Source organism: Rahnella selenatireducens (genome assembly GCF_046449555.1).
Lineage (GTDB): Bacteria > Pseudomonadota > Gammaproteobacteria > Enterobacterales > Enterobacteriaceae > Rahnella > Rahnella selenatireducens.
Window position 1 is genome coordinate 588538 of the sequence record NZ_JBKEZJ010000001.1, and the last position, 25785, is coordinate 614322.

Below are 25785 nucleotides of genomic sequence, written 5' to 3' on the forward strand. Positions count from 1 at the left end.
CAGATCGGTGCATACTAATTGTTATAGTATAACATAACATTTAGAGGCATTATGAAACCCGCGATCCATCCTGCTTACCGCACTGTGGTTTTTCACGACACCAGCGCAGACGAATATTTCAAAGTCGGTTCAACCATTTCTACTGACCGAACCATTGAGCTGGAAGGCGCAACGTATCCGTATGTGACGATTGAAGTCTCATCAGCATCACATCCGTACTACACCGGTAAGCAGAAAGAATATTCAAAAGAAGGCAGTACCGCGCGCTTCAATCAACGTTTTGGCAGCTTCCTCGGTAAGAAATAAACAACTTCAGGGAAAATGAAATGCAAGTACTCAGTTCATTACGGTCGGCTAAAAACCGACATCCGGATTGCCGCATAGTCCGCCGTAAAGGCCGGATTTACGTGATTTGCAAAAGCAATCCACGCTTCAAAGCTGTACAGGGTAAAAAGAAGAAACGTTAATATTTTCTACTGCCCCGTTGCCCATAAAATAAAAGCCCCCGCCGCTTGCCCGACGGGGCTTTTTCTATGATTAAGACATGATGTAAACCTCCTCACAGCATAACCGTGAGGAGGGAAATCTTATTTCATGCTGGCGACAATCGTCTCAACGTTATGTCTGAAAGCTTTCACGTAAGTGGTTGCCGGGCCTTGCGGACCTGACAAGGCTTCCGGATACAACTCTCCGCCCGGTTGCGCGCCGCTGGCGGCAGCAATTTGCTTAACCAGACGTGGATCGGTTTGGTTCTCGATGAAGTAAGTTTTCACTTTCTCTTCTTTAATCTGCTTAATCAGTGAAGCCACACCACTGGCACTGGCTTCCGCTTCGGTAGAAAAACCGACCGGTGCCATAAAGCTGACGTCATATTCCTGACCAAAATAACCGAATGCGTCATGACTGGTCAGCACTTTACGTTTTGACTGAGGGATCCCCGTGAATTCCGTTTTCGCCCAGGCATCCAGCTTTTGTAACTGCTCAATGTAAGCCGTGCCACGCTGGCGGAAATAATCCGCATCTTCTGGATCGGCTTTGATTAACGCATTCATCACATTGGTCGCGTAAATCACGCCGTTCGCCATGCTGTTCCAGGCATGAGGATCGGTGATTTGCTTGCCGTCTTCTTCCATTTTGCGGGAATTAACGCCTTCAGATGCCGTCACCAGATGGCCTTTATAGCCGGAAGCTTTCACCAGTCGATCAATCCATCCTTCCAGCCCCAAACCGCTGACAAACACAACGTCAGACGCATTGATGGCCTTGCTATCTTTAGGTGAAGGTTCAAAACTGTGCGGATCACCATCCGGCCCGACCAATGTGGTCACCTTGACGTGTTCGCCCCCAACTTCCTGGACGATGTCACCCAGAATTGAAAAACTGGCTACCGCGTCGACGGTTTTCGCCATCGCCAGCGGGCTCGACAGCAGGGCAGCTACTGCGAGCGATACAGGTAATACTTTCATCATGTCCCCTTAATAGTGGTACTTCTTAACAACGCGAGGCCGTTAACATCCCGCCACGCTTTCCAAATAAAACTGAAATGAAGAAAATAACGGTCGCACTCAGCACAATCGCCGGTCCAGCCGGCAACGACGCGTAATAAGACCAGATCAGCCCGACCACGCTGGCGATGACACCAATGATCATGGCGCTCAGTAAGGTATGCGGTAAATCCCGCGCCCAGAAGCGTGCGCTGGCGGCAGGCAACATCATTAAACCGACTGACATCAGCGTGCCAAGGATCTGGAAACCGGCAACCAGATTGATGACGACCAGCGCCAGAAAAATACCGTGGATCGCCGCCAGCCATTTCCCTGCGCTGACGCGAAGAAATAAGGAGTCGAAAGATTCAATCACCAGAGCACGATAAATGCAGGCCAGCACCAGCAATGACAGGCTGGTGATAATGCCGACCATAATCATGGCGGAAGAATCGATGGCCAGAATCGAGCCGAACAAAACGTGCAGAAGGTCTACGCTTGAACCGCGCAGCGAAACCAACGTGACACCGAGCGCCAGCGAGCCGAGATAAAAACCGGCAAAACTGGCGTCTTCTTTAAGCTGCGTTCTGCGGCTCACCAGCCCGGATAACATGGCAACCGCCAGCCCTGCGATAAACCCGCCAATCCCCATTGCGACCAGCGACATGCCTGAAATCAGATAGCCGATAGCGGCACCGGGTAATACCGCATGCGAAAGTGCATCGCCAACCAGACTCATACGACGTAATAAAAGGAAAACACCCAGCGGCGTGGCGCTGATTGATAATGCGATACAAGCGATTAAGGCACGGCGCATAAAACCAAATTCAATAAAGGGATCGGCCAGCAAATGAAAAAGCATCATGAATTTGCGACTCCCGCCGCCAGAGAAAAAGGTTCTGCCGAGACGCAGGCATGAGCCTGATGAGGGAAATGTCCGAGAACGTCGTGCGCACTTCCCCACAAATTTTGACTGGCGCTGAGATAAAGCACGCGGGGAAAATGCCGCGCAACCATTGAGATGTCGTGTAAAACCGCGATCACGGTTTTACCTTCCTGATGCCACTGCGCAATAACTTTCAGCAGCAGCTCAGTCGTCTGGCTGTCGATGCCGGTAAACGGCTCATCGAGCATAATTAACGGTGCCTGCTGAACCAGCAAACGCGCGAACAGCGTGCGCTGCAACTGGCCGCCGGAAAGGGAACCCACAGGAAGCTGTGACATTTCTGTCATGCCGACCGTCTCCAACGCCTTTGCCACCGCCGCAGCAGACTGGCGGTTAATTCCGCCAAACAAACCGCTTTGAGGCCAGCAGCCCATAGCGACCAGATCAAAGACACTGATAGGAAATCCGCGATCCAGTTCGGCCTGCTGCGGTAAATACGCCAGCCGCGGACGTTTGCCGCCGGTAAACGTAATATCGCCCGCAACAGACTGTTGCAGCCCGGCGAGTGTTTTCAGAAACGTCGATTTCCCTGCGCCGTTCGCGCCAATAATGGCCGTCAGTGAACCACTTCGAAACTGCCCGTTCAGCGGCATAGCAACCGCTTGCCGGTCATAACCGACTTCGACATTATTAACAAAAATCATGGTAGAGAAATCGCCCAATAAATCGCAGCCCATAAAATGACGAGCGCAGCCAGTACAGCAAAGCAACGTACCGGCGAAGAAAGCGTAAAGAGTGTTTTGGTCATGGCTCCTCCAATAGTTATAATATAACATCACAAACCAACCTGCGGAGCAATACGTGAACTGTTTCAGTTTTTTACCAGCTGGAGGATTTCAGAGGTTGCCGCAGCACCGGGCTACGGGAAAAAATGTCAGAAAAGGGTAAAAATTGATGTACTGATGGTAATTTGCATTATAATCAGAAAGTTATGAAATTTCTTTCCGGGATTTTTTTTCACTGGTCAAAACACATCCTGTTAAAAATGTGCAATAATGAAGAGGTAAGTGAGTAAGAGGTAATTAATGTTGAAGAAAATCATCCCTTACGATATTAATGAGAAAATTCTAACGCTTCAGGAACTGCAACAGATAATTGGCTGCAATTTATCTGAAATTGAAGCTCCGTTAATTGGCGATTTATGTTATTTCTCAGAAAATGCGCAGTATGAACCAAATTCTTTGCAAATCGTGTCAATAACGCAAATTGACCAAAACTATTATTCAATGACTTACCGTTTTCGCTGGACAGTCTTCAATGGTTGTCTGGACATTAATGCCGAAGAGTTCATGACGCAAAGTGTCACATTCCATGTTAAACCTGCGGGTTTAGAGTTTGATATTATTGAACTGAACAAAGGAACACCGGCAGACGAATTGTAAGTTTGAGTAATACGTTTGCACAGCTTTCTGAAAATGAATTATATTTAAATTACCGACCGTATATAAATCGTGTAAACCTCTTATCAAAGACATTGTCCAATGTGATGGTCTTTGAAATTTTAGTAAGTTCATAGCGTTTGTAGTGAGAGCCGTTTCCTGTAAGCCATCAAGTTTTGTTGTTTACTCACAGAGTGTTATCAACACCGAATAAACCATTACGGAGGGGATGATATGGATGAGTACTCGCCTAAGCGGCACGATATCGCTCAGTTACGCTACCTGAATGAAATGCTGTACGATGAAGGGATTGCGACGCTGGGTGACAGTCATCATGGCTGGGTCAACGACCCAACCTCGGCTGTAAACCTGCAGCTCAATGAACTGATTGAACACATTGCGTCTTTCGTGATGAGTTTTAAAATTAAGTATCCGGATGATACCCATTTAAGTGACCTGGTTGAAGAGTATCTGGACGATACCTACACCCTGTTCAGCAATTATGGAATTAACGACTCTGACTTACGCCAATGGCAGAAAACCAAGAAGCGACTATTCAGAATGTTCTCAGGGGACTACATCTGTACCCTGATGAAGACTTGAGTAATAATTTATATGCAGTCATCAGATAAAAATGAAAAGGCGAAGATGAACAAAATCGACTATTTGATGCGTTTAAGAAAATGCACCACTATTGATACACTTGAACGTGTCATTGAAAAAAATAAGTACGAACTTTCCGACGACGAACTCGAATTGTTTTACTCGGCAGCAGACCATCGTTTAGCAGAGCTAACGATGAACAAGCTGTACGATAAAATCCCAGTAGCCGTTTGGAAATTTGTACGTTGATCGATAAAGCAGGGTCGAAATAATTTTCGACCCAACGCTTATTATTTATACAAAATAACGTTAGAATTATTTAACAATCTCATTCAGATAATTCCCTCTGCTTTCTGTTTGATCTGCTTGTGAAATGTCTGCAACAAAAACTGAAAACATTGTTCCGTTTTCGGCGATCTCAATGGCGCGGGTTTCCGCATCATCGCAACCGTGCGACTTAATGTTGGCTGCTGCAAATAAATCACCGTTAATTCTTTATCGTTAAGTGTTGCAGTATATAACTCCGGTAATATTGCCACCGCTAGCCGCGAACGAACTAAACCATACAACGTTTCCTGAAAATCTACGCGATATCCCACACGTAAATTAAACCGATGACTCTCAATCATCGAAGTCACCAGCCGGCTTACATTTCCCTTTGAAAACATAGCAATATCCCTTTTCGCCAGCTGTCGCCACGGAATATTATGCCCTTCTGCCAGCGCATCATCGCACCGCATCACTGCCACAAAAGGATCCTCAAGCAGAGGATAAATAGCAACAGAACCCGGCACAGTACTGTCGGTTGCTCCGATACCAAAATCCACAGAACCGTTCTCAAGTTCCAGTAATAAAGCATCGTTTGTCAGGTCGTGAAATTCCACACGCATATCAGGGAAATATTCGGATAATAATTGCGGAACCGCCGGAAATAACAGTGTACTGACCGAAGGCACAAGCCCGATACGCAAAGTCCCGTCGCCGCCCTGCCGCATAATTTGCTGCATATCATCAAATACGCCATGCGCCGTATTCAATAAGCGCTCTGCATATGGCAAAACAGCTTCGCCCTGCTCTGTCAGACTTACGCCCTGCGCGGTCCGGTGCAACAACTTTCCGCCCAGCACAGATTCAATTTGCCGCAGCGCGCTGCTCAGCGCGGGCTGACTGATTGCGAGTCGGATCGCCGTTTCTGTAAAACTGCGCAACTGCGCGAGCGTGACAAAATACTGGATTTGCTTGAGCGAGAGTGCAGGCAACCGGCGCCAGGGTTCAGACATATTTGCAGCCTTTCCGCGAAAAATAGAAAACGTTTGCTCAGCATAACCGCATCTTATAGACGGATAAAATAATTCATCTGTGCAAAGCCGTTTCCTCTGCCTACATTAGCCCGATAACACTGCAAATCCGGATACTGAAATGACCGATAACATCGCTTCTGCTTCCCTGCGCCAGCGGGCTGTGAACGCTGCCTTAGGGAAAATCCCTTTCGACCGCCTTCTGATAAATACGAAAGTCATCGATATGGTGACGGGAGAAATTCGCGAAGCCGACGTCGGGATCACCGGAAATATGATCGCCAGCGTTCATCCGTGTGGAAAATTTACGCAGGCCAGCAACGTAGATGATTTAACAGGCTGCTATCTGTCGCCGGGCCTAATCGATACACACGTCCACATTGAAAGCTCACACCTGCCGCCGGAAAAATACGCGGAAATCGTCGTCGCTCAGGGTACCACTACAGTGTTCTGGGATCCGCATGAACTGGCGAATGTACTGGGCGTTCCGGGCGTTCAGTACGCCGTTCAGGCAAGCCGGAATTTGCCCTTACGGGTAATTTGCGCGGCACCTTCCAGCGTGCCTTCAACGCCGGGCCTGGAAATGTCCGGCGCTGATTTTAAAGGTCAGGAAATGCAGACCATGCTGAGCTGGCCGGAAGTGGCGGGTGTCGCAGAAGTCATGGACATGTACGGTGTGCTCAACGGCAGCGAGAGAATGCTTGAGATCCTTGATACAGGGCTTAAAAGCGGCAAACTCATTGAAGGCCATGCGCGCGGTCTGAAAGACGAGCAGCTCCAGGCGTATCTGGCGGCGGGCGTCACTTCCGATCACGAACTGACTTCCGCAGAAGATGCCCTGGAAAAATTGCGCGCTGGTCTGACGCTTCAGATTCGCGGCTCGCATCCCTATCTGTTGCCGGACATCGCCGCCGCGCTGCTCGCGCTCCCGCATTTGTCTTCGCAAATTACGTTATGTACCGACGATGTCCCACCGGACCATCTGCTGGAAAAAGGCGGGCTTATTGCACTGATTAAACTGCTCATTTCTTATGGTCTGCGCGTTGAAGATGTGTTGCGAATGGCTACATTCAATGCGGCGATCCGCATGAAACGTTCAGATTTAGGGCTGATAGCCGCAGGCCGAACCGCTGACATTATCGTTTTTGATTCGCTGGAAAACCTGCATCCGGAAGCCGTATATGTTGCCGGCGCTCGCGTTGCCAGCAACGGCAAACTTCTGTTTACGCCAGCGGCAGCCAGCGGCGTGGTTCCTCCACGCGATACGATGCAACTTAAGCCGCTCAGCGAAGATGATTTCCGCCTGAAAATACCCGGTCTGAACAGCGGTAAAGCGCGTCTGCGTAACATCAAAGGTGCGCGGTTCACCCAGTGGAGTGAAGTCACGGTCAGCGTACAGGACGGCGCCGTTCAGCTTCCTGATGGCTTCAGCCTGATTTGGGTTCAGCATCGCCACGGCAGGCACGACGCAACGCCAAAAATGGCTCTGCTTGAAGGTTGGGGAGAATTGCGCGGTGCGATTGCTACGTCTTACTCGCACGATTCACACAATCTGGTAGTTATCGGGCGCGAACCGGCCGACATGGTGCTGGCGACAAACCAGCTTATTGCCAGCGGTGGCGGCATGGCTTTAAGCCAACACGGCAAACTTCTGGCCAAAATTGAGATGCCGATTGCCGGTATGCTTTCTGATTTGCCCGCAGAACAGCTGGCGAAAGAATTTAAGAATCTGCGCGAACTCAGCGCACAGATCGCCGACTGGGAGCCGCCTTATCGCGTCTTTAAAGCGATTGAAGGCACCTGCCTGGCGTGTAACGCAGGGCCGCATTTAACCGATTTAGGCCTGACCGACGGCGGTTTACGTGAAATCGTCAATCCGGTTCTGGAAATCTGGCCCGATAATGACTGATTCGTTCTCAGCGCTAAAAACACAAAAATGATAGCAAGCACAACATTATAAAAAGCATTTTCAGGGGAGTTTGTATGAGTGAAAGTTCGGTAAAAAATGTCACATCTGCGACTGACGGCGGCTGGCTGGAACGCCGCTTTCAGTTACGCCAGCGCCAGACCAAAGTCAAAACGGAATGTCTGGCCGGCATAACCGGATTTCTGGCCGCGGCGTATCTGCTGGTTGTTATCCCGGGATTGCTGGCAGTGGGCGGAATGGACAAAGGCGCGGCTACCACGGGCGTGATTGTGGTGTTTGTTCTCGGATCTTTGCTGATGGCCTTTTACGCCAACCTGCCGTTTATGGTGGGCCCGGGGATTGGTGGCTCGGTTCTGGTCGGTATTACGCTGGCTGGCGACGGCGTCACCTGGCCGGTCGCGCTGGGTATCGCCTGCTGGTCGGGGATTTTATTCTTTATCATGACCGTGTTCGGCTTACGCGAAATTGTCACCCGCTCGGTTCCGCAGTCAATCAAATTAGGGCTGACGGCGTCCATCGGGATTTTTGTCGCCCTTCTCGGCTTTCGTAATGCCGGGCTGGTAATGGCGAACGCAAAAACATCGGCTCTCGGGCTGGGTGATTTTACTGCGCCGGGTGCGCTGATTGCCCTGCTTGGATTGCTGGTTGCCATCGGATTACAGGCAAGAAAAGTGCCGGGTGCCATTCTGTGGGCTATTTTACTGGCGACTGTTACGGGTATTCCGTTCGGCGTCACGCATCTGCCTGAACACTGGCTTTCCCTGCCGCACTCTGTCGCACCACTGCTGGGAAAAGTTGACCTAACAGGCGCAATCAATATCGCTTTCCTGCCATTTCTGTTTATCTTTTTTGCGTCTGAATTTTTTTCAACAATGGGTACTACGCTGGCCGTCGGCGGCGAGGCCGGATTGCTGGATGAACATGGCAACATGAAACACATTAACCGCCCTTTCATGGTTGACTCCATTGCTGCCGCACTGGGACCGGTTGTCGGTATTCCTGCGGCGACGGCGTTGATTGAATCTTCCGCCGCAGCCGAAGCGGGTGGTAAAACCGGTCTGACGGCGCTGGCCGCGGCGGTCATGTTCCTGCTTATGCTGTTATTCACGCCGGTTGCGCTGATGATCCCCAAGGAAGCTACGGCGCCAGCGCTGATTTTGATCGGCCTGAATATGTTCAGTAATCTGAGAAAAGTTGATCTGGGCAATTTTACCGATGCGTTACCGGTGCTGATGATGGTCATGATCACGCTGATTTCGAACAGCTTCGGTACCGGTATCGCCGGCGGCTTACTGTTTTACATCATCATTAAAATCGTGGCAGGAAAAGGGCGCGAAGTTCCGCTGGAGTTGTATATTCTGGCTTTTCCGCTGGTGTACTACTTCGCCACGCTAGTGCATCACTGATTTCATTTCACCCAATAACAGGCGCGGAAATACCATGCCTGATATTTTCAGGCAGACGCAAAGTTTATCTTGATAAGTGAACGGTATTGCAGAAGAGGTAAAACGGAAGGGCCTGAAATTGGTGGAGGCCCTGCCAGCTACATCCCGGCACACACGACACCTGCCATGGCTGCTTCCTTCCGGACCTGACCGAGTTAACAAGTTAGTGTTGCGGGAGAACCAACAGGGCCCCCATTGTCGTTGTTGGCTCCGCGTCTCTGCACAAGAGAATCGAAGCGGTGGGCATTATCTGTGATGACCAGAGCAAAAGCAAGTTAACCGCCGACAACCGTTGTTTTCTTAAACAATACGCCTGAATCAGGCCGGACAGAATCCCGATTTTTACGTCATACTGTCCGGCAAACACTGAGGAGGATGTCATGTCGGAACCCGATAACTTTCGCCAACGCGTATTCCAGATTATCGCCGCCATCCCAAACGGACACGTCACTACGTACGGTAACGTGGCGCAGCTCGCAGGATCTCCGCGCGCGGCGCGTCAGGTCGGCGGCATACTCAAGAAACTTCCGGAAGGCAGCACCCTTCCCTGGCATCGCGTGATTAACCGTCACGGCGAGATTTCCCTGCAAGGCGAAGATTTTAAACGTCAGCGTCAGGCGTTACTGGCTGAAGGGATTGTCTTTAAGAAAGGCAGAGTCGATTTAGAGAAGTACGGCTGGAAATGGTAGAACTCCGCCCATAAAAAAGCACCGCCGGGGCGGTGCCAGAATAAGAGAGACAGTCTTTACATCAGTAAGTTGACTGCGATGGCACTGCGCTGATCGGTGCCGGCGAAGTGCCCAGCCCCGGGTTAGACGGATTGCTCAGCGGACCTGAAGCATCCGGCTTGGTGGCAACAGGTACGGCGACAACCGGCACCAGTTGCAGATCGGCACGGGTACCCTGCCCATGGTTAATCACTTCCTTAATGCTGTCGGTGACGAAGGTCATCTGACCATTAACGGTCACCGCTGCGCTCAACAAAACGCGGGCATTTGGCGCAATTTCCTGCGGGTTATACGGCAAGATGAACGTAAACGGCGCCTGTTTACCCTGAGTTCTTGCGACTTTCTGCGAAATCACGCGTGAAGGCGCATCCGCTATAGACGCATCAGACAATGTGACGGTCAGAACCGCATCAGACGGTAAAGCCACTCGCTGATTGATAAATACGCTACCAGACACGTTTGGGCCGGTGATCGCAGGTTCAGTCGACGGACTGGCCGCCGTATTAACAGGGGGCTGTTGCGCCGGATCCTGGTGGTGCGGTGCGCACCCGGCAAGAGTCAGAGACAGCGCGGTTCCACCTACTATCTGCCAAAGTTTCATTGATCGTACTCCCTTTTTATTAGTCGCTTGTCGACAAGCTGTAATAAACGCCGACGATGAATTTAGTGACTTTAACCAGCTTACCTATTAATCATGGCACAAAAATCTGAAGTTTTCCTCCCGACGACAAAACAGGGCTTCTGAGCATCAGGAAGATCCACTATGATTAACAGGTTAGACCTGTGCCGGAGACCGCATTTTTTTCGCCCGGCATGCATCAACCGGTTACTTTCATGAGGCCACTATGAGTCAGGCATTAAAAAATCTGCTGGATCTTTTAGATCTGGAAAAAATCGAAGAAGGGCTGTTTCGTGGTCAAAGTGAAGATCTGGGTTTACGTCAGGTCTTTGGTGGTCAGGTTGTCGGTCAGGCCCTGTATGCCGCCAAACAAACCGTACCGGTCGATCGTGGCATTCACTCGTTTCACAGTTACTTTTTGCGTCCGGGCGATAGCAGTAAACCGATTATTTATGACGTTGAAATCCTGCGCGACGGCAACAGTTTCAGCGCACGTCGGGTGAAAGCCGTACAGCACGGTAAGCCGATTTTTTATATGACGGCTTCTTTTCAGAGTCAGGAAGAAGGCTTCGAACACCAGAATACGATGCCGGACGTGCCACCGCCGGAATCACTGGTGTCAGAATCCGATATTGCTAAAAATCTGGCGCACCTTATCCCGGAAAAATTCCGCGAAAAGTTTATCGGCCATAAGCCAATCGAGATGCGTCCGGTGAAATTCCATAACCCGCTGAAGGGCAGTGTTGAAGAACCACACCGCGCAGTATGGTTCCGCGCGAACGGCGAAATGCCTGACGATCTGCGGATCCATCAGTATTTGCTGGGCTACGCATCAGATTTCAATTTCCTGCCAACGGCGCTACAACCTCACGGCATTGGCTTCCTGGAACCGGGAATGCAGGTGGCGACCATCGATCATTCGATGTGGTTCCACCGCCCTTTCCGCATGGACGACTGGCTGCTGTACGCCGTTGAAAGCACCTCAGCTTCTGGCGCCCGCGGTTTTGTTCGCGGCCAGTTCTATACACGCGAAGGGGTTTTAGTGGCTTCTACGGTGCAGGAAGGCGTGATCCGCCAAAGACCGGTCGAATAACACCGTTTTTCACAAAAAGCAGACATAAAAAAGGGGCGATAGTGATATCGCCCCTTCTGTTTTTTCATCTTTATTATTTTGTACTGCTTAATTAGAGAGTTAGCGCACTACTTTCTCTGAAATCAACTTACTGGTTGTAAGCATTCTCGCCGTGGCTGTTCACGTCCAGACCTTCACGTTCCTGCTCTTCAGGAACACGCAGACCTACAATCATGTCAGCCACTTTGTAACCGATGAAGGCCACAACGCCAGACCAGACCAGTGTAACGCAGACGCTGAAGAACTGAACCCAGACCTGATGGCCCATGGTGACGCCTTCTGCATAACCCACACCGCCCAGAGAGCTGGAAGTGAATACGCCAGTCAGCAGACAACCTACAATACCGCACACGCCGTGAACACCGAACACATCACACGTATCGTCCACACGCAGCCATTTTTTCAAGGTAACCACACCCCAAAGACCGGTGATGCCGCCTACCAGACCGATAATCAGAGCACCACCCACGCCGACAGTACCGCACGCCGGAGTGATAGCAACCAGACCTGCGATAGCACCGGAGCTTGCGCCCAGCAAAGAAGGCTTACCGCGAACCATCCACTCAACCAGCGTCCAAGACAGGATTGCACCTGCGGTCGCAATAACGGTGTTGAGGAATGCCAGGGCTGCAATGGAGCTCGCCGCACTTGCAGAACCAGCGTTGAAACCGAACCAGCCCACGTACAGGATTGAAGCGCCGGTGAAGACCATCGGCAGGTTGTGTGGTTTGAACGCTTCTTTGCCAAAGCCTGCGCGTTTGCCCAGCAGATATGCACCCACCAGACCTGCGATAGCGGCGTTGATGTGAACAACCGTACCACCCGCAAAGTCCAGCGCGCCATCAGCCGCCAGGAAACCGCCTGCCCAGACCATGTGAGCCATCGGGATGTAAGAGAAGGTCAGCCAGATCACAGTGAAAATCAGCACCGCAGAGAAACGAACACGTTCAGCGATACCGCCCACAATCAGCGCTACAGTGATGCAGGCAAATGAACATTGGAACGCAACGTGAATCATCTGGGAGAAGGTGCCTGTGACAGAATCCAGGCCGATGCCTTTCATCATCACATTGCTGAAGCCGCCGAAGAAGGCGTTACCTTCACTGAATGCGAGGCTGTAGCCGTAAAGGATCCACAGAACACAAACCAGCGCGAAGGTCACGATAACCTGAGTCAGCATGGACAGAACGTTCTTAGAGCGCAGTAAGCCGCCGTAAAACAATGCCACGCCAGGTACGGTCATAAACAGTACCAAGGCAGTACAGATCATCATAAATGCGTTGTCAGCACCGTTTGCGGCTGCCGGTGCTGCTGCCATGGCAAGCGAAGGCAGCAATGCAACCGCGCCAAGCCCCATCATGGATAAAAGTTTTTTCATTATTAACCCACCCCTGTTTCTCAAAACTGTTTTTTCTAACCTGATTTATATCAAAGCGATTTATATCAGAGATAAAGGCCTGAAATTACAGTGCTGCTTCGTCAGTTTCACCCGTACGAATACGGATGACGCGTTGCAATTCTGCAACGAAAATTTTGCCATCACCGATCTTGCCGGTGTAGGCCGCTTTGCTGATCACGTCGATCACTTCATCCAGCTGATCGTCAGCGATAGCAATGTCGATTTTTACTTTTGGCAGGAAGTTCACGCTGTATTCCGCACCGCGGTACAACTCAGCGTGACCTTTCTGACGGCCGAAACCTTTAACTTCTGTTACGGTCAGCCCCTGAATTCCAACAGCAGACAGTGCTTCACGCACGTCTTCCAGCTTAAAAGGTTTGATCACCACAGTAACCAGCTTCATATTGCCACTCCTCGAATTAAGGGCTTGCCGCGAGAAACCTCGCGCCCGATACGGAATGGTTAAAGCAAAGGGTGTGCCAGAGTTGAAATCACGTAAATATTCATGCGATTCCCGCGTAATACGGCATTTTCAGATTATTCGTGACCCGGCGCACAGTTGTGAGACCGTATTCATCCTAACCCCGCACGCACCATTTAAGTGCCTGTCGCTGCTTTTTAGTGCAGAGGAATTCAGCGGAACGTTTTGCCTGCATGGTTCAGGTGCGTGAGACGCTAAAAGGGAGGATTAAAAGGGCAGGAAGAAATGAACTGGCGCAGCAATCAGTTTGCGCCAGCTGAAAGATTATACGTTTTCTGTTGCTGTAATAACCGCACTGGTTGACGCCAGTTCCTGCCCGGCGAGCTGCAACTGATACATCTGATAATAACGACCTTTTTCTGCCAGAAGCTGTAAATGATTACCTTGTTCAACCGCCTGGCCCCGATGCAATACCAAAATATTATCGGCATCGACAATCGTTGAAAGACGGTGAGCAATCACCACCAGAGTAGTTTGCTGACGGATAGCCCGCAGCGCACGCTGAATTGCCTGCTCGGTTCCGGAGTCAATGTTAGCCGTTGCCTCGTCAAGGATCAGAATTTCTGGTGCCTGCACCAAAACACGCGCCATCGCCAGCAACTGTTTCTGGCCAACGGAAAGATTATTCCCCTGTTCACCCAGACGCGTATTCAGCCCTTCCGGCATTTCACGCACCAGTGGCGAAAGCTGCACGATATCCAGCGCGTGCCAGACCTGAGCTTCATCAATGTCCCGCCCCAATGTCACATTGGCGAACACCGATTCCGCCAGCACCACCGGATCCTGCTGAACCATTGCGATACCTTTACGCAAGCTGGTATGCGACAGGTCCGCAAGATTGCGTCCGTCCACGCGGATTTCACCTTTATTAAGCGGGTAATATCCCATGAGCAGATTCGCCAGCGTACTTTTCCCGCTACCGGTATGCCCGACCAGCGCCACAAACCCGCGCGACGGAACGTGCAGGGAGATATTTTCCAGCACCCATTTGTCGTGCTGATAAGCGAAGCTGACGTCCATGACTTCAATTTCTCCGCTGGTGAGTAATTTGTCGTCCGGACCGTATTGCTGCTGGGTTCTGTCCATCAGATCAAAAATACGCTCACCGGCAACGACCGCTTGCTGCAAAATAGATTGCTGCGAAGTCAGTTCAATCAGCGGTTCGTTGAGGCGGCCGAGATAGTTAATGAAGGCATATAACACGCCCACACCAATTGAGCCTTCGGCACTGAATCCGAAAAGCAGCAATAAGCCGCACAGAATCAGCGACGAAAACAGGCTGAGCAATGGACGCAGCAAAAAACCTTCCAGCCTCAGCGTTTGCATACGTGCCATGTAGTGTGACTGGCTTGCGCGCGTGAGGCGTTCGCCGAATCTTTTCTGCTGACGAAATTGCTGGATGACGTTCATGCCATTAATGACTTCGTTAAACCCGTCATTAATGTCCGCCAGATAAGCGCGCACCTTGCGGACAACCGGCGTGCTATAGACCTGATACAGCCCCATCACGACAAATACTGCCGGGAAAATGCAAATAGCCACAGAAGCCAGCCGCCAGTCGAGACTAAACATCGCGATCAACATTGCGCCAATCAGAGCGATGCTCCGCAACACTGTAGATACTACAGTCACATACAAATCACGGATGACTTCAGTATCATTAGTCACCCGGGAAATAAGCTGTCCGACGGGCTGCGTATCGAAAGCGCTGAGCGGCTGCCGGAGTGCGGCGTCCATCACATCGGTGCGTAAACGCTGGACCACGCCAACAGCGGCACGGTTAAACAGCAACGCCTGAAAATAGTGCAGGCTTGCGGCAAGAAATTGCAGGGAGATAAAGCAAAGTGCCAGCAAGCTGACTTTCCCCCACGGCAACTCCCCTTTCGCGACATAGTGATCAATAAAGAAACTGATCAGAATAGGCCCGGTCACTTCCGCCGCGGCGGCAACCCACAACATCACGACAGCATAGGAAAGTGGCTTACTGTAGGGTTTTCCGTATTTGAGAAGTCGTTTAAGCGTTGGCCATAACTTCTGAATTTTATTTGTTTTTTGTTCAGCCACGTTTTTCCATCTCCATTTCCTGCGGCACGTCGTCCAGCGCAGCTTCAAGCTGCTGATAGCGGAACATATCCCGGTACCAGCCGGGATGCGCTACGAGCTGATCGTGATCCCCACGTTGCGAAATACTTCCATGGTTGAAGACCAGAATTTCGCTTGCTTCGGTCAGGGCTGAAAGTCGGTGAGCGCTGATAATCACCGTGCGGTCACTTCCCCACTGCCGTAAGTTATGCAGGATCTGATGTTCCGTACGGCCATCAACTGCCGACAGCGCATCGTCAAGGATCAGGATTTCTGCTTTCATCAGCAACGCACGGGCGATGGAAATACGTTGTTTTTGCCCGCCGGAAAGCATTACGCCGCGCTCACCGACTTCGGTTTCGTATCCCTGAGGCAACCGCAGAATATCGTCATGTACGCTGGCAAGCCGCGCCGCTTCTTCAATTTCTTCCTGAGTGGCTTCCGGGCGCCCAAGTGCGATGTTTTGCGCCACTGTGTCGGAGAACAAAAAAGGTGTCTGGCTGACAATCGCCAGACGCGCGCGCCAGTCGTCGAGCTGAATGTCTTTAAGAGATAACCCGTGATAGCGCACGTCCCCTTCTGTGACGTCAAACTGACGTTGGAGTAGAGCCAGAAGCGTACTCTTCCCGGAGCCGGTCGGGCCGCACAACCCGAGCATTTTGCCCGGCTGGAGGGTGAATTCAACAGCATTCAGTGCAGACTGATGATTTTCAGGATATTGGAATCGGGTTATCCGAGCCTCGAGTACGGCCCGGCCAGCCGGTAACGGTTTTGTCCCGTCAGCTACAGCAGGGGCTTCCTGCAACAAACTTCGGATACGGCTGTACGCCGCACTTCCGCGTTCAACGATATTGAACATCCAGGCCAGCGCCAGCATCGGCCAGATCATCAGCCCGAGATACATCACAAAACTGGTTAATTCGCCGAGCGTCAGGTGACCGTTGACCACCATCCAGCTCCCGCCGCCAATCGCCAGCAGGTTTGCCATGCCGATAGACACATAAATGGTCGGATCAAAACGCGCATCAACACGGGCGACGCGCATGTTTTTAGCGCCAGTATCTGCCGCAACATCGGCAAACTGCGAGGACTGATGATTCTCCAGCCCAAAAGCTTTGATCATCCGGATACTGGTGAGGCTTTCCTGCGCCTGGTCATTCAATGAAGAGAATGCCGCCTGCGCCGTTTTGAAACGGGAATGTAGCTGGTCGCCATAGCGCTTGATGATGATCGCCATCACCGGCATTGGCACCAGAGAAAGTAGCGTCAGCTCCCAGCTAATCTGCGTTGCCATTACAATCAGCACCGCGAGCCCCATGACCAGCGAATCAACCAGCGTCAGAACGCCCTCTCCTGCTGCAAAGACCACGCGGTCAACGTCGTTGGTCGCACGGGCAATTAAATCACCAGTGCGATGACGCAGATAAAAGGCCGGATGCTGGCGGCTGAGCTGCCGGAAGAAATCCTGCCGCAGTTCGACCGCAAGCTGATAGGACGCCCCGAATAACAGCACACGCCAGACGTATCGCAACAAATACACCACAACAGCCGTGCCCAGCATCAGGCCAAGCCACGCGAAAAGCACACTGGCAGACATTTGTTTTGACGTTACGCCATCAATAATTACGCCTACCAGCTTGGGTGGTAGTAATTGCAGTATGGCAATAATGATCAGTAAGCCCACGGCACCCAGATACCGGCGCCATTCGCGTCGGAAGTACCAGCCTAATTGTGCAAACAATCTCACGCAGTGTTTTCCATACAAATAATAATGATTTTATTGAGTTAAGCAGGTTTGATAAACCCCGCTTTCTCTTCAGGACGACAAGGATACCAGAGTTAACATGCGTTTCTGATGAAACTTTTTACTGCAACTTTTGCATTAAATTGGCAATGCGGTGGTCGATTTTATGCGTTCCATCGCAAAACTTGAGGTCACATCGTTCAGTCCTGGAATGCCGTTCACAAGCCGCTTGTAAAAATTGTCATAGCTTTTCATATCGGAAACTTGAACCTGGAGTAAATAATCGTATTCCCCCGCCATCCGGTAAAACCCGAGCACTTCGGGAAAAGCTTCAACCTGCTGTACAAATCGCTGATACCACTCACTGTTGTGATGCTGAGTTTTAATCAGGACAAACGCCGTCAGGCTTAGTCCGAGTTTTTCGCCATCCAGCAAGGCCACTTTTCCACAAATAATGCCGTCGTCTTCGAGACGTTTTATCCTTTTCCAGCAAGGCGTAGTGGTGAGGTTTACCGCCTCTGCCAGCTCATTCAGAGAAAGCGTGCAATCCTTCTGCAACAATGACAACAGTCTGAGGTCAATTTTATCTACCATAACGCACTCCGGGAGAATAATTTTCTACAACACGTGTAGTTCATGGGTTAAAGGGTAACTTATTTCTCTGCCGCTTGCGTTATTCTTAATCCCACAAAACTTCTTCTGCGAGCTCTCAATATGCAAAACGCCTGGGTTAATCACGCTATCAAAGAAATCGACGCGGATTTTCAGCGTTCAGCCGATACACATTTAATTCGTCTCGCCCTGAACGATTTCCCCGGAATTTCGCTGTATCTGAAAGATGAGAGCACGCATCCGTCCGGCAGCCTGAAACATCGTCTGGCGCGTTCCCTGTTTTTGTATGGTCTGTGCAACGGCTGGATACGTGAAAATACGCCGATCATTGAGGCATCGTCGGGCAGCACGGCTATTTCTGAGACCTATTTCGCGCGCCTGCTCGGCCTGCCTTTTATTGCCGTGATGCCTGCCTGTACCGCGCCACGCAAAATTCAGCAGATTGAATTTTATGGCGGCCGCTGCCACTTTGTTGAAAACTCCGGTCAGATTTACGCCGCTTCCGAACAGCTTGCCCGTGAACTGAACGGGCATTACATGGATCAGTTTACCTTTGCTGAGCGTGCTACCGACTGGCGGGGAAACAACAATATCGCTGACAGTATTTTCCGGCAGATGTCACGCGAGCCGCATCCGGTTCCGCGATACCTGGTAATGAGCGCCGGAACAGGCGGCACCTCAGCCACGTTGGGCCGCTACATCCGTTATCAGGGGCATGACACCGAACTGGTGGTTGTCGATCCGGAAAACTCAGTATTTTATGATTACTATCAGCAACGTGATGCCAGCGTAACCGCGCAGTGCAGCAGCCGTATCGAAGGGATTGGCCGCCCGCGCGCCGAGCCTTCTTTTATTCCCAGCGTTATCGACAGTATGATGCAGGTGCCTGATGCTGCCAGCGTCGCGACGCTTCACTGGCTGGAAAAAGTGCTTGGCCGTAAAGTGGGCGGTTCAACCGGAACAAATGTCTGGGGCGCACTGCAACTGGCTAAACAAATGCGAGAAAATGGCGAGACAGGTTCAATCGTCACGTTACTTTGCGACAGCGGCGAACGTTATCTGAATACTTATTTTGATGAGAACTGGGTCGCGAAGAACATCGGGGATATTTCGGTGTACGCACACCAGCTTGAAGGTCTTAACTAATAGCTATAATTCCTCGAAATTATTCGATCTACAACAAGGCAGCAAATGAACGAATCCCGATGAACTTACACGAGTAACTGATTCGGGTAAGAGAGTGCAGCTAACGCAATTGTAGTTCGAAGGATGAAGAGGAAAAAAGCCGGGACAGATAATCCCGGCTTGCTGCAAAACCTTAATATTCGGGGGAATAGGTGAGGTTTGGTGTGTGCAGCCAGTGTTGCAAAAAGTGAGACACCGCCTGATTCCGGCAATGACCGATGATTTGGAGATGGGGGGATTGTTCCTTCAATACAGGCAATGCGTTACCCATGATCAGCCCCATTCCGACGCTCTCCAGCATTTCCCGGTCATTCATCGCATCGCCAAAGGCCATGCATTCAGACATTTTAATCTCCAGCCCCGCCGTCAGAAGTGCCAGCGCGCTGCCTTTGTTACAGCCCGCAGGCTGCACATCCAGGCAATCATGCGCCGAAAAACACAGGTCCAAACGATTGCCGAAATGCGCTTTCAGCTGCGGAACCAATTTCAGCAAGGTTTCATGCGGGGCGCAGAAACACACTTTGCTGTTGCCTACATCGGGCAATGTGCGCAGATTCTGCAAATGATAACGGAAACCGCTGAACTGATGCGGGATCAGCAAGTCGGGATCGTCCAGAGCGGTAAACCAGCCGTCATCACGAAAAACATGCTGACTCGCCGGTGTATCCCAGGCTGTGTGCAGCAATTCATGCGCACAATCCTCCGGTAAATCACTGGCGTGGAGTAAATGTCCGGACAAGTCATGAATACGTGTGCCATTGCCGGTAATCAGAAAACCTTCCATCCCGATATTTGCCAGAATATCTTTCATTTCAAGATAATGGCGTCCGGTGGCAAAGGTGAGACGCATGGGTTTTTCTGCCAACTGGCGCAGCGTTGCCAAAGTTTTATCGCCCAGGGTATGGTCGGGTAAAAGAAGTGTGCCATCCATATCGAATGCAGCTAAACGGTACATATTTCCTCTCTGGGCGGGAATGATTTTCACGCTCAAAGTATGGACTGCGATTTGCGGAACTAATAGTGAACAGTTTATGAATACTCTTCCGGGTTTAGTTCACACTTTGGTTTTCAGCCCCGCGCAAGCAGCAAAAGTCTGCGATATGCTGAAGTAAATCTCATACCATAATAAATAAGGTTCCGTATTTCCCATGCGATTGCAAAACCGGCTAAACCAGTATCAGCGCCTGTATGTGAAAACAGGGCAGGAATCTGTTTTACTCACGGTGACTGAACTGGCAGGCATTTTCTGTTGCAGCGAACGCCACACGCGCACATTGCTGAGCCATTTTAAAGATGCGGGGTGGATAAACTGGCACTCACAGTCCGGTCGCGGAAAACGCGCGTCGTTGTGCTGCCTTAAATCACCCGACGATTTACGCGGAGCTTATCTGCAGGAATTGCTCAGAAACGGTGAACATTCGTCGGCTTTGCAATTCAGCCAGTTGGATCCCACACATCTCAATACCCTGCTTGCGCCGCACCTTGGCGGACAATGGCAGGAAGATGCCCCGACGCTGCGGATCCCGTATTACCGCCCTCTCCAGTTTCTGGATCCCTTAACGCTGACCGGCCGCGCAGAACAACACCTGGCGCATACTATTCATGCCGGTCTGACGCACTTTGTCCCCGGAAACCCGACGCCGCAGCCGGATCTGGCTCATCACTGGCAAACCAGTGATGACGGCAAAACCTGGCAGTTCTTTTTGCGCAGTCAGCTTTTCTGGCACAACGGAGAACCGTTGAAAACATCGCAACTGCTGGCGCGTTTTGAGCAATTACGTCATTCAGCGCGAGGGAAACACAATCTGGCTTCGGTGATCCGCCTTTCCCAGCCACATGCAAAGTGTCTTCAATTCGATCTCGATACCCCTGATTACTGGCTGGCACACCGGTTTGCCGATCTCAATTGCCTGCTCTCGCATCCTGAAAATCCGCACATCGGCGCGGGACCTTTCCGGCTGGCGCATTTTTCTCCCGAACTGATCAGGCTGGAACAGCACACCCTTTATACCCTGCAACATCCTTATCTTGCGGCGATAGAATTTTGGATCACGCCGCAGTTATTCGCGCAAAAGAATAATGTGAGCTGTCAGCATCCGGTGAGGATCATTCTGGGAGAAGAGGAAGAATTGTCGCGCGTCAAACCGGTCAGACGCAGCACCAGCCTGGGATTTTGTTATATCGCCACCAATCTGCGGCGGGGCGTTCTGAATGAAGCGCAGGCACGGAAAATTGTCCGGCTGATCCAGCGTAGCGGCATGCTGGATAATCTTCCGATTGATCATGATCTGGTGAAAGCCAGCAAAGAAATGCTGCCAGGCTGGCCCATTCCGTTGCATGACGATACCGACGTTCCCCTGCCAGAAAAACTGAGGCTCCTGTTTCATCCGCCGGTGGAATTTGAACTGGTCGCTCAGGCTTTGCAGCAAAAACTGGCTGATGAGGGCTGCACGCTGGAAGTCGTTTATCACGAGGGGCGTTTGTGGGAAGACGGAGAACTATTGAAATCCGCCGATCTGCTGCTCGGCGATCGTCTGATCGGTGAATCGCCGGAAGCCACACTGGAAAACTGGTTGCAGCAGGATCCGCTCTGGCAGGAAATTTTGCGCGAAGATGATCTGCACAATCAGCAACAGCGCCTCCTCCATATTCAGCAAATTCCGCTCGAAAACCATCGCGCCGATGAACTGCGCGATCATTTTTATCAGTGGATGCAAACCGGGATCGTGACGCCTTTATTCAATTATCAATATCAGGTCAGCGCACCACCGCGGATCAGCGGGGTTCAGCTCACGGCGTGGGGCTGGTTTGATTTTTGTCAGGCCTGGGTTCCGCCACCTTTGTTATCCGAAAACGCGTGAACGAGCTGTTTCGCTACACTCTGACGTTAAAGAAAAGTACCATTAACCCAATTTTACTGCGCAGGACGTAGTCGTTTTCGTAATACAGGTAAACAGAATGAAAAGAGCAGTGGTGGTTTTCAGCGGCGGACAAGACTCTACAACCTGTCTGATTCAGGCATTGAAGCAATATGACGAAGTTCACTGTGTCACGTTTGATTACGGTCAGCGTCATCGTGCTGAAATCGAGATTGCACAAAAGCTGTCCGTGGAATTAGGTGCCCGTGCGCACAAAGTGCTGGACGTCGGCTTACTCAATGAACTGGCGGTCAGCAGCCTGACGCGCGATAACATCCCCGTGCCGAACTTTGGCGATGAAAATGACGGCGGCCTGCCGAGCACTTTCGTTCCCGGCCGTAATATTTTGTTCCTGACGCTGGCAGCCATTTATGCCTATCAGATTCAGGCAGAAGCCGTGATTACAGGCGTTTGTGAAACTGACTTCTCCGGTTATCCGGATTGCCGTGATGAGTTTGTCAAAGCCCTGAATACGGCAGTTTCGCTGGGCCTGGCGCGCGATGTGCGCTTTGAAACCCCGCTGATGTGGCTCAATAAGGCCGAGACCTGGGCGCTGGCAGATTACTATCAGCAACTGGATTTGGTGCGTCACCAAACGCTGACCTGCTATAACGGGATTGCGGGGGACGGCTGCGGTGAATGTGCGGCCTGCCATTTACGCGCTAACGGCCTCCAACAGTATCAGCTTGATAAAGAGGGCGTTATCTCCAGCCTGAAGAAGAAAACCGGCCTGCGTTAACCGTCAGACGGCAGTCTTTTGGACGGGCGAGCCGAAAGCCGCCCGTTTTTATTTTAACTGTACAGCCGCGAATCAGTCGTTCTCAAGTTCCAGCTCGCGTAATCTTTCCAGTAACTCACCTTCCAGCGGCAACGCTTTTTGTGTCCGCAGATCGATACACACAAACGTCAGCGTGGCATCTGCCACCACTTCACCTTCACAGGTCACCACTTGTTCGAGAACCCCGCTTCGCCCGTTGAGTTGCTGCAGGCTGCTGTCGATACGCAGAACGTCGCCGAGCACAGCCGGTTTGCGATAATTGATATTGATATTCACCACGATGAAAGCGATTTTGTTTTCGCTCATCCACTGGAAGCCGGACTGATTATCCAGCCATTCCCAACGTGCCGTCTCCAGAAATTCAAGATAACGCGCGTTGTTAACATGCTGGTAAACATCGATGTGAAAACCGCGAACTTTAATAAACGTATGCATAGTGGAAAAAAACTCCTGATAGTCGCCTGAGGCATACAACCAAACTGGTCAGATGTCTTTAGAGATTAGCAGAAGAAAACGGCGGCAACCGTTCAGGAATTGCCACCGCGACATCCGTCACAGTTTCAGACGGTCCTTGTTACGTTCGAACAGTGCGGCACCGATCCCCGGCACTTCGCGCAACTGTTCGATGTCGGTGAATTGCCCGAGTTCTTCACGGTAGCTGATAATGGCCTGCGCCTTTTTCATCCCTACGCCATTCATCACTTTGGCAAACTCTTCCGCTGTTGCAGTATTGATGTTGACGGTACTTTCATCTGTAACCGCTACCTGTTCCTTTTTCACCTGCGGGCCTGAGACTTTGCCCGCTGCGGTCACGGGCGCAGCCGTCGTGGTTGCCACGCTACTGGCAGCATTCGGTGCCGCCTGCAACATCACAGGTAAAGTAGAAAGCCCCAGAGCCAGAGCCAACGAAAGTGAAGTAATGCCTAATTTTTTCATGCTGTATCCTCCATGTGTTTGACAGCACGGAGAGAGTGCATCAGGGCGAAACGACGAACAATGGGCAACTTTCAAATATGGAAAAGGCCGCGAAAGCGGCCTTTGTTTGTTGCAACGCGTTGCAAAACTTTGCGGCGTTTACTGGTTTTGTGCAGCTGAACCGTATTTGATTTTTGCTTCCTGACGCAGATTTGTCAGCAGCGCATCAAAGGTCACGTTTGCGGAAGTTTGTTGCATCTCCTGCGTGAAACGTGCCACGTCGGCTTCAGGAATAACCCCTGGAGTCACGCTGTTCAGTTTAACCAGAACGCTGTTACCTTTTTCATCCTGAGACAGACCATAAACCGGCTGGTCTTTCTGCGGATGTGGCAACGCATAGACGTTTTCTTCGAACGCTGAAGGCTGCTGGCTGCGCTGTACTTTCTGTACTGCGCCAAAGCTCAGACCTGCGGCTTTCATCGCGTCATCGCCTTTACCGTCTTTCAGGGCGGTCAGCAGTTTTTCTCCATCAACCCGCGCCTGATCCTGTGCTTTTTGATGTTTAAGCATCGTCGTCACCTGATCTTTCACGTCAGCGAACGGTTTAACCCCTTCAGCTTTATGCGCATCGACACGCACCACGAAAGCGCGATCGCCGTCTACGGTGATGATATCAGAGTTGCTGCCCGGTGAACCGTCCTGACCAATCAGACCGCCTTCAAAAATCGCCTGCACAACAGGTTTAAAATTAATACCTGCGGGAATTTGATTCTGAGTGAACCAGTCGGTATGAACCGCTTTGGTTCCTGCAACCTGCTCAGCAGAAGCTAAAGACTCGTTATCATTGGTCGCGGCTTCGCTGACTTTTTGTTGCAGCGCGTAGTAAGCATCCAGTGATTTTTCCTGCTTCAGCTTGTCGGTAATCGTGTTACGGACTTCAGCCAAAGGTTTCACCTTCTCAGGCGTCACATCTTCAAGGCGTAAGATGAAGAAACCACTGTCAGATTTAATGACGCCAGACACCTGACCTTTTGTGGTCAGATTCGCGTTTTTAAATTCCGGCAGAGTTGTTTCAGGTTCCATCCAACCCAAATCACCGCCTTGTTTTGCACTCAGTGCATCGGTGGATTTGGTTTTCGCCAGCTGTGCGAAATCAGTGCCTTTCGCCAGTTCTGCTGCCACAGCGTCGGCGTCAGCCTGAGTTTTCAGAACGATAACGCTGTAACGACGACGTTCCGGCTGACCGAATTCGTTTTTGTGCTGATCGTAATAAGCGCTGATATCCGCGTCAGTCACGTCAGTTTTGCCCTGCATCGCCGCTGCATCCATTTCGATGTAGCTGATCTTGACTTGCTCAGGGGAAATAAAGCTGTTTTTGTTCTGGTCGTAGAAAGCCTGTAACTCAGCGTCATTCACCTGTTGCTTCGCCGCCAGTGAGTCTGTGTCCAGTGTTGCAGTTTGTACATCGCGGCTTTGCAGGATCAGCTCGCCCAGCGATTTGCTTTCCGCTGGCAGAACAAAATCGGACTGACCGAAGGCTTGCTCAAGCTGCTGGCTGATCAGCTGACGTTTCATCAACTGTGCAAAATTATCCGCAGTGTAACCCATGCTCTGGATGCTTTGCAGATATTTAGCGTTATCGAAACGGCCATCAGTCTGGAATTGTGGGGTGGCAAAAATCGCGTCTTTAATCTGCTGATCGCTGACGGTGAAGCCTAATTTTTTGGAATACTGTTCCAGCAAAGTGACGTCAATCAGGTTGCTCAGGGATTCCTGACGCAGTTGCTGCATATAACCTTCGCTGCCGGCCAGTGCTGAGAACTGATCACCGAGCTGTTGTTGTAACCGGCTGCGCTGATTCTGCACCGCCTGCTCCAACTGAGCACGCCCGATTTCCTGACCATTCACTTTCGCTGCATAGTCGCCTGAACCGCCGACCAGGTAGTTGCCCACCCCTGTCAAAATAAAGGACAGAATAATCAGGGCCAGAATGATTTTGAGCACGACGTTATTGGAAGCCGCGCGTAAATTGTCCATCATAGTGAGGCAACACTCCGCTGTAATAAAAAAAGCGCACCGTTTTCGATGCGCCTTATATCTTACCTTACCA

Annotated in this window: 26 protein-coding genes and 1 other RNA gene; 12 read left to right on the plus strand and 15 right to left on the minus strand. The window is 51.0% G+C overall.

Features of this window, described 5'->3' with window-relative positions; genetic code table 11:
- Nucleotides 1–51: 51 nt before the first annotated feature.
- Nucleotides 52–306, plus strand: coding sequence for a type B 50S ribosomal protein L31 (locus ACLBVC_RS02835; RefSeq protein WP_101075513.1), 255 nt, complete (start codon nt 52–54; stop codon nt 304–306).
- A 20-nt stretch (nt 307–326) separates the two neighbouring features.
- Nucleotides 327–467: a type B 50S ribosomal protein L36 gene (gene ykgO, locus ACLBVC_RS02840; protein WP_410147940.1), complete on the plus strand. Its 141-nt coding sequence runs from the start codon at nt 327–329 to the stop codon at nt 465–467.
- Between the two features lie 120 nt (nt 468–587).
- Here ykgO and ACLBVC_RS02845 read toward each other — a convergent pair whose 3' ends face one another.
- Genes ACLBVC_RS02845 through ACLBVC_RS02855 form a run of 3 tightly spaced genes read right to left on the minus strand, consistent with a single transcriptional unit; the run spans nt 588 to nt 3107 of the window.
- The gene (locus ACLBVC_RS02845) at nt 588–1466 is read right to left on the minus strand and encodes a metal ABC transporter substrate-binding protein (RefSeq protein WP_410147941.1); all 879 of its coding nucleotides are present in this window, start codon (nt 1464–1466) and stop codon (nt 588–590) included.
- Nucleotides 1467–1491: 25 nt separating this feature from the next.
- The gene (locus tag ACLBVC_RS02850; RefSeq protein ID WP_195814290.1) at nt 1492–2349 is read right to left on the minus strand and encodes a metal ABC transporter permease; all 858 of its coding nucleotides are present in this window, start codon (nt 2347–2349) and stop codon (nt 1492–1494) included.
- A complete protein-coding gene (locus tag ACLBVC_RS02855; RefSeq protein WP_410148095.1) occupies nt 2346–3107 on the minus strand; it encodes a metal ABC transporter ATP-binding protein in 762 nt (253 codons plus the stop codon). The genes ACLBVC_RS02850 and ACLBVC_RS02855 overlap by 4 nt, the downstream gene beginning before the upstream one ends.
- 348 nt (nt 3108–3455) lie before the next feature.
- On the opposite strand from ACLBVC_RS02855, the gene ACLBVC_RS02860 reads away from it, so the two are divergent.
- From ACLBVC_RS02860 to ACLBVC_RS02870, 3 genes are all read left to right on the plus strand, one after another.
- A complete protein-coding gene (locus ACLBVC_RS02860) occupies nt 3456–3812 on the plus strand; it encodes a hypothetical protein (RefSeq protein ID WP_410147942.1) in 357 nt (118 codons plus the stop codon).
- 231 nt (nt 3813–4043) lie between these two features.
- Nucleotides 4044–4412, plus strand: a complete 369-nt coding sequence (tomB, locus tag ACLBVC_RS02865; RefSeq protein ID WP_104923047.1) for an Hha toxicity modulator TomB — start codon at nt 4044–4046, stop codon at nt 4410–4412.
- A gap of 45 nt (nt 4413–4457) precedes the next feature.
- On the plus strand, nt 4458–4661 hold the full coding sequence (locus ACLBVC_RS02870) for an HHA domain-containing protein (protein WP_056771138.1): 204 nt from the start codon (nt 4458–4460) through the stop codon (nt 4659–4661).
- 83 nt (nt 4662–4744) lie between these two features.
- Here ACLBVC_RS02870 and ACLBVC_RS02875 read toward each other — a convergent pair whose 3' ends face one another.
- Nucleotides 4745–5692: a LysR family transcriptional regulator gene (locus ACLBVC_RS02875; protein WP_410147943.1), complete on the minus strand. Its 948-nt coding sequence runs from the start codon at nt 5690–5692 to the stop codon at nt 4745–4747.
- 139 nt (nt 5693–5831) lie between these two features.
- On the opposite strand from ACLBVC_RS02875, the gene ACLBVC_RS02880 reads away from it, so the two are divergent.
- Complete coding sequence (locus tag ACLBVC_RS02880) at nt 5832–7619, plus strand: adenine deaminase (RefSeq protein ID WP_410147944.1); 1788 nt, start codon at nt 5832–5834, stop codon at nt 7617–7619.
- Nucleotides 7620–7693: 74 nt separating this feature from the next.
- Nucleotides 7694–9043: an NCS2 family permease gene (locus ACLBVC_RS02885; RefSeq protein WP_410147945.1), complete on the plus strand. Its 1350-nt coding sequence runs from the start codon at nt 7694–7696 to the stop codon at nt 9041–9043.
- Between the two features lie 128 nt (nt 9044–9171).
- Here the strand turns inward: ACLBVC_RS02885 and ffs are convergent.
- An RNA gene (gene ffs, locus ACLBVC_RS02890) (signal recognition particle sRNA small type) lies at nt 9172–9268 on the minus strand.
- A 194-nt stretch (nt 9269–9462) separates the two neighbouring features.
- Between ffs and ACLBVC_RS02895 the strand changes: the two genes are divergently transcribed.
- Nucleotides 9463–9771: an MGMT family protein gene (locus tag ACLBVC_RS02895; RefSeq protein WP_410147947.1), complete on the plus strand. Its 309-nt coding sequence runs from the start codon at nt 9463–9465 to the stop codon at nt 9769–9771.
- A 61-nt stretch (nt 9772–9832) separates the two neighbouring features.
- Here ACLBVC_RS02895 and ACLBVC_RS02900 read toward each other — a convergent pair whose 3' ends face one another.
- On the minus strand, nt 9833–10411 hold the full coding sequence (locus ACLBVC_RS02900) for a YbaY family lipoprotein (protein ID WP_410147949.1): 579 nt from the start codon (nt 10409–10411) through the stop codon (nt 9833–9835).
- A gap of 244 nt (nt 10412–10655) precedes the next feature.
- Between ACLBVC_RS02900 and tesB the strand changes: the two genes are divergently transcribed.
- Nucleotides 10656–11522 (plus strand): acyl-CoA thioesterase II, encoded by an 867-nt coding sequence (gene tesB / locus ACLBVC_RS02905; RefSeq protein ID WP_165059308.1) that lies wholly within the window; start codon nt 10656–10658, stop codon nt 11520–11522.
- A 127-nt stretch (nt 11523–11649) separates the two neighbouring features.
- Here the strand turns inward: tesB and amtB are convergent, their stop codons facing one another.
- The 5 genes from amtB to ACLBVC_RS02930 all read right to left on the minus strand — a co-directional run bounded on the left by amtB (nt 11650) and on the right by ACLBVC_RS02930 (nt 17861).
- Nucleotides 11650–12939: an ammonium transporter AmtB gene (gene amtB / locus ACLBVC_RS02910; RefSeq protein WP_101075501.1), complete on the minus strand. Its 1290-nt coding sequence runs from the start codon at nt 12937–12939 to the stop codon at nt 11650–11652.
- Between the two features lie 85 nt (nt 12940–13024).
- The gene (gene glnK, locus ACLBVC_RS02915; protein ID WP_009639071.1) at nt 13025–13363 is read right to left on the minus strand and encodes a P-II family nitrogen regulator; all 339 of its coding nucleotides are present in this window, start codon (nt 13361–13363) and stop codon (nt 13025–13027) included.
- Between the two features lie 342 nt (nt 13364–13705).
- A complete protein-coding gene (locus ACLBVC_RS02920) occupies nt 13706–15505 on the minus strand; it encodes a SmdB family multidrug efflux ABC transporter permease/ATP-binding protein (RefSeq protein ID WP_410147950.1) in 1800 nt (599 codons plus the stop codon).
- Nucleotides 15498–17270 carry a SmdA family multidrug ABC transporter permease/ATP-binding protein gene (locus ACLBVC_RS02925; RefSeq protein WP_410147952.1) on the minus strand — a complete coding sequence of 591 codons (1773 nt, stop codon included), beginning with the start codon at nt 17268–17270 and terminating at the stop codon, nt 15498–15500. Before ACLBVC_RS02925 ends, ACLBVC_RS02920 begins: the two co-directional genes overlap by 8 nt.
- A gap of 135 nt (nt 17271–17405) precedes the next feature.
- On the minus strand, nt 17406–17861 hold the full coding sequence (locus tag ACLBVC_RS02930; RefSeq protein ID WP_104923057.1) for an Lrp/AsnC family transcriptional regulator: 456 nt from the start codon (nt 17859–17861) through the stop codon (nt 17406–17408).
- A 120-nt stretch (nt 17862–17981) separates the two neighbouring features.
- On the opposite strand from ACLBVC_RS02930, the gene ACLBVC_RS02935 reads away from it, so the two are divergent.
- Nucleotides 17982–19025, plus strand: a complete 1044-nt coding sequence (locus tag ACLBVC_RS02935; protein ID WP_410147953.1) for a PLP-dependent cysteine synthase family protein — start codon at nt 17982–17984, stop codon at nt 19023–19025.
- A 172-nt stretch (nt 19026–19197) separates the two neighbouring features.
- Here ACLBVC_RS02935 and cof read toward each other — a convergent pair whose 3' ends face one another.
- A complete protein-coding gene (cof, locus tag ACLBVC_RS02940) occupies nt 19198–20019 on the minus strand; it encodes an HMP-PP phosphatase (protein ID WP_410147955.1) in 822 nt (273 codons plus the stop codon).
- A gap of 193 nt (nt 20020–20212) precedes the next feature.
- Between cof and ACLBVC_RS02945 the strand changes: the two genes are divergently transcribed.
- Nucleotides 20213–21925: an SgrR family transcriptional regulator gene (locus ACLBVC_RS02945; protein WP_410147956.1), complete on the plus strand. Its 1713-nt coding sequence runs from the start codon at nt 20213–20215 to the stop codon at nt 21923–21925.
- A 97-nt stretch (nt 21926–22022) separates the two neighbouring features.
- Complete coding sequence (gene queC, locus ACLBVC_RS02950) at nt 22023–22721, plus strand: 7-cyano-7-deazaguanine synthase QueC (protein WP_410147958.1); 699 nt, start codon at nt 22023–22025, stop codon at nt 22719–22721.
- A gap of 72 nt (nt 22722–22793) precedes the next feature.
- Here the strand turns inward: queC and ACLBVC_RS02955 are convergent, their stop codons facing one another.
- The 3 genes from ACLBVC_RS02955 to ppiD form a co-directional block, all read right to left on the minus strand.
- Nucleotides 22794–23195 (minus strand): YbgC/FadM family acyl-CoA thioesterase, encoded by a 402-nt coding sequence (locus ACLBVC_RS02955; protein ID WP_195823647.1) that lies wholly within the window; start codon nt 23193–23195, stop codon nt 22794–22796.
- Between the two features lie 117 nt (nt 23196–23312).
- Nucleotides 23313–23696, minus strand: coding sequence for a ComEA family DNA-binding protein (locus ACLBVC_RS02960; protein ID WP_152327877.1), 384 nt, complete (start codon nt 23694–23696; stop codon nt 23313–23315).
- A 138-nt stretch (nt 23697–23834) separates the two neighbouring features.
- Nucleotides 23835–25715 (minus strand): peptidylprolyl isomerase, encoded by a 1881-nt coding sequence (gene ppiD / locus ACLBVC_RS02965; RefSeq protein WP_410147960.1) that lies wholly within the window; start codon nt 25713–25715, stop codon nt 23835–23837.
- Between the last annotated feature and the right edge of the window lie 70 nt (nt 25716–25785).